Here is a 4,317-nt window from a genome sequence, read left to right as displayed (position 1 = left end):
CCCCCCCCCCCCCCCCCCCCCCCCCCCCCCCCCCCCCCCCCCCCCCCCCCCCCCCCCCCCCCCCCCCCCCCCCCCCCCCCCCCCCCCCCCCCCCCCCCCCCCCCCCCCCCCCCCCCCCCCCCCCCCCGCGCCCCCCCCCCCCCCCCCCCCCCCCCCCCCTCCCCCCCCCGCCCCTCCCCCCCGCCTACTTTCAGGTGGAAGACGGCAAACGGAATAAATAGGTGACAGGAGTCCAGGCGTGCGCACTTCCGACCAGCGTGCGGGTCCGGCCGGCCGAACGCGAGCCCGGGGTCCAGCCCTACGCCGCCCGGCGTGTACGGGGATCCGGGGCCGGACGGGGCGGCCGGTACGGGGCGGGGCGCCGCCCCGAGCGGTTCCGCGCCGAGCTCCCGCGAGCCGGTCCCGGCGCCGTCCCCCGCGCTCACCGCGCGCGCGTTCCCCGGCGTCACCCGCAGGTGGCCCTCGCCGTCGGGGACCGTCGCCAGCGCCGCCTCGCGCTCCCCGACGGCGAGCGTCACCGTCGACTCGCCGAGACGCAGCGCCGCGCCGGGCGGCAGCGGGACCCGCGCGGAGCCGACCGGCGCCCCGTCGAGCGTCGTGCCGTTCGTCGAGCCGAGGTCCGCCACCGCCACGGCGCCGTCGGGCGCGAGCGTCACCGCGCAGTGCAGCCGCGACACGTCCGGGTCGTCCAGGGGCACGTCCGCCTCGGCGGAGCGGCCGATCACCACGCGGCCGCCGTGCAGCAGGTGCACCCCGCCCGCGTCCGGGCCCGCCACCACCCTGAGCTGCGCGGGAGCCCCACGCGTGAGCCCCTCGTCGGCCGCGGGCGCGCCGAGCGACAGGACCGCGCCGTCGACCAGCGGCGGGTCGCCGAGGGCCGCACGCTGCGCGTCCAGCCGGACACCGCCCGCGTACAGCGCGGCCGTGCCAGGGGCGTCGGGGCCGAGGACCGAGGTGACGAGGCCGGACGCCACCGCCGCGAGCGCCGTGCCCGCCGGCGCCGTGACGAGGACGTCGCACGCGCGCCCCGCGGCGAGGACGGTCAGCCGGATCTGCATAGCCGTCAGCGGTCCCTTCTGCACAGGGTGTCCGGCGGGTACGGCGCCCGACCGGTACGTGAGGGCATCCTCGCACCTGCCACTGACAACACGCCCGCGCCCCGGTCTCAAGTGATCTTGATTGGTCGGCTGTGCGTGCATAAATGCCTGCTTGCGATCGTGTCCCGCGCGCTCGGGACCGAGCGGCGGCGACCACGGGACCGTGCGGCGGCAACCATCCGTGCGCCGCTCGCGTCCTCCCCCGGACGCGGCCCCGCGGCCGTCACCCGCGAGGGTCACGCGCGATGACGCTCGGTGACCCGTCCGGCGGCATTAAAGTGGGCCGGAGTCCCCGGAACGCGGGACGATGCAGTGATCTCTATCAGCAGGGAGCACATGACGTGCGGCCGGTAGGCAGCAAGTACCTGCTCGAGGAACCGCTCGGGCGCGGTGCCACGGGCACCGTCTGGCGAGCTTCGCAGCGCGAGACCGCCGGGGCCGAGGCGGCCGTGCCGGGACAGCCGGGCGAGACGGTCGCCATCAAGGTACTGAAGGAGGAGCTCGCGAGCGACGCGGACGTCGTGATGCGCTTCCTGCGCGAACGTTCCGTCCTGCTGATGCTCACGCACCCCAACATCGTGCGCACGCGCGACCTGGTCGTCGAGGGCGACCTGCTCGCGCTGGTGATGGACCTCGTCGACGGCCCCGACCTGCACCGCTACCTGCGGGAGAACGGCCCGTTCACGCCGGTCGCGGCGGCCCTGCTGACCGCGCAGATCGCCGACGCGCTCGCCGCGAGCCACGCGCAGGGCGTCGTCCACCGCGACCTCAAGCCCGCCAACGTCCTCCTGAAGGACGACGGCGAGCAGCTGCATCCGATGCTCACCGACTTCGGCATCGCGCGCCTCGCGGACTCGCCGGGCCTCACGCGGACCGCCGAGTTCGTCGGCACGCCCGCGTACGTCGCACCCGAGTCGGCCGAGGGCAGGCCGCAGACGTCCGCCGTCGACGTCTACGGCGCCGGCATCCTGCTGTACGAGCTGCTCACCGGGCGCCCGCCGTTCTCCGGCGCGACCTCGCTCGAAGTGCTCCAGAAGCACCTCAACGAGGAGCCCCGCAGGATCACCACCGTGCCCGAGCCGCTGTGGACCGTCGTCGAGCGCTGCCTGCGCAAGGACCCGGACCAGCGGCCGAGCGCCGTCAACCTGGCCACCGCGCTGCGCACGGTCGCGCCCGGCATCGGCGTGCACGCCACCCCCGCGCAGGTGGACGCCGCTCTCGGCGTCGCGTCGCTGCTCGCGCCCGACCCGGCGCCCACGGCCGTCCCGGGCACGCCGGGCGCCGCCGATCCCACCCAGGTCCTGCCGGCGGGCGGCTCGTCCGCCGCCGACCCGACGCAGGTGCTGCCCGGCACGGGCGCCGACGCCCCCACCAGCGTCCTGCCGGGCGCCGGCCTGCCCGGTTCCCACGACCCGGCCGCCGCCACCAACGTGATGCCCACCACGGGCGGCCAGGAGGGCCGCCAGGGCCCGCACCCCTGGCAGAACCAGCTGCAGGCCGCGCGCGACCGCAACGAGCAGACGCAGGTCCAGCCCGTCGACCCGAGCCTCGACCCGCTGCGCCACCGCCCGCACCGGCAGCAGCCCCCGCAGGGCGGCCGCCCGCCCCAGCGCCAGGCCCCCGCGCCCTACCCGCAGCAGTACGGACGGCAGCAGCCGCAGCAGTACCGGCCGCAGTCACCGCCGCGGCAGCAGTACGCACCGCCGCGGCAGCAGTACGCACCGCAGCGGCAGCAGTACGCGCCGCCCAGGCAGCCCGCGCCGCGCCCCGAGCCGGAGGCCAGGGCGCCGAGGAGGCGCAGCGCCAACCCGATCCACATCCCCGGCCTCGGCTGCCTCAAGGGATGCGTGGTCGTGATCGTGGTGCTGCTGATCATCGGCTGGCTCGTGTGGGACCTGACGCCCCTGCAGAGCTGGATCCACCAGGGCGAGGGCTACTGGTCGGAGATCGGCAACGGCATCTCGTCGGTCTCGCACTGGATCTCCAACCTCGGCGGCGGCTCCGGCTCCTGACGGAGCCCCGGCGCACCCCTCGGTGGCGGCGAGTCTGTAGCTATGTCGATATCCGGCACGGTTTCGGGGGTGATTTCCTCCCCGGAAGTGAAGATTGCCGCCGTCTTGGGCACGCAACACCCCGAAGGCCGCGTACTTTGAGGGGCGACCGAGGGGCAACGCCAGTTGCTGAGGGAGCAGTCTTGGCACGGAATATCGGCAGCCGGTACACCGCAACCCAGATCCTGGGCCGCGGCAGCGCCGGCACGGTGTGGCTCGGCGAGGGGCCCGAGGGCCCCGTCGCCGTCAAACTGCTGCGCGACGACCTCGCGGCGGACCAGGAGCTCGTCGGGCGCTTCGTCCAGGAGCGCACGGCGCTGCTCGGGCTCGACCACCCGCACGTGGTCTCCGTGCGCGACCTCGTCGTCGACGGCAACGACCTGGCGCTCGTCATGCGGCTCGTCCGCGGCACCGACCTGCGCACCCGCCTCGACCGCGAGCGCCGCCTCGCCCCCGAGGCCGCCGTCGCGATCGTCGCCGACGTAGCGGAGGGGCTCGCCGCCGCGCACGCGAAGGGCGTCGTCCACCGTGACGTGAAGCCGGAGAACATCCTGCTCGACATGGAGGGGCCGCTCGGCCCCGGAGGCGCGCACCCCGCGCTCATCACGGACTTCGGCGTCGCCAAGCTCATCGACACCCCGAGCCGCACCAAGACCACCCGCATCATCGGCACGCCCGACTACCTGGCGCCCGAGATCGTGGAGGGCCTGCCGCCGCGCGCCGCCGTCGACATCTACGCGCTGGCCACCGTCCTCTACGAGCTGCTCGCCGGCTTCACGCCCTTCGGCGGCGGCCACCCGGGCGCCGTGCTGCGCAGGCACGTCACGGAGACCGTCGTACCGCTGCCCGGCATCCCCGAGGAGCTGTGGCAGCTCCTCGTCCAGTGCCTGGCCAAGGCCCCCGCGTCCAGGCTGCGCGCCTCCGAGCTCGCCGCGCGGCTGCACGAGGTCCTCCCGCTGCTCGCCGGCATCCCGCCGCTCGACGTCGACGAGCCCGGCACCGAGCACGAGGAGCCCGAGCGGCATGACGCCGTCCGGGAGACGGCCGCCCCCGGCGGCGACGAGCCGCGAAGGCGCGGCGCGGTGGCCCTGGTCCCGGGCGCGGCGCCGGACTCCAACCGCGACACGCACACCAGCATGCGCGTGCCCGCGCCCGACGAGCTCGCGGGC

At 76.1% G+C, this 4,317-nt stretch carries 3 protein-coding genes; 2 read left to right on the top strand and 1 reads right to left on the bottom strand.

Annotated elements, in window-relative coordinates; genetic code table 11:
- A partial coding sequence (locus JFN87_RS34605) for an FHA domain-containing protein (RefSeq protein WP_209345905.1) occupies window positions 1–1,058 on the bottom strand: 1,058 nt, incomplete at its 3' end.
- A 380-nt stretch (window positions 1,059–1,438) separates the two neighbouring features.
- Between JFN87_RS34605 and JFN87_RS32165 the strand changes: the two genes are divergently transcribed.
- Window positions 1,439–3,109, top strand: a complete 1,671-nt coding sequence (locus JFN87_RS32165) for a serine/threonine-protein kinase (RefSeq protein ID WP_209345903.1) — start codon at window positions 1,439–1,441, stop codon at window positions 3,107–3,109.
- 182 nt (window positions 3,110–3,291) lie between these two features.
- A partial coding sequence (locus tag JFN87_RS32160) for a serine/threonine-protein kinase (protein WP_209345901.1) occupies window positions 3,292–4,317 on the top strand: 1,026 nt, incomplete at its 3' end.

It is taken from the genome of Streptomyces montanisoli (genome assembly GCF_017813245.1).
Lineage (GTDB): Bacteria > Actinomycetota > Actinomycetes > Streptomycetales > Streptomycetaceae > Streptomyces > Streptomyces montanisoli.
This window is presented reverse-complemented; position numbering and strand designations above follow the sequence as displayed.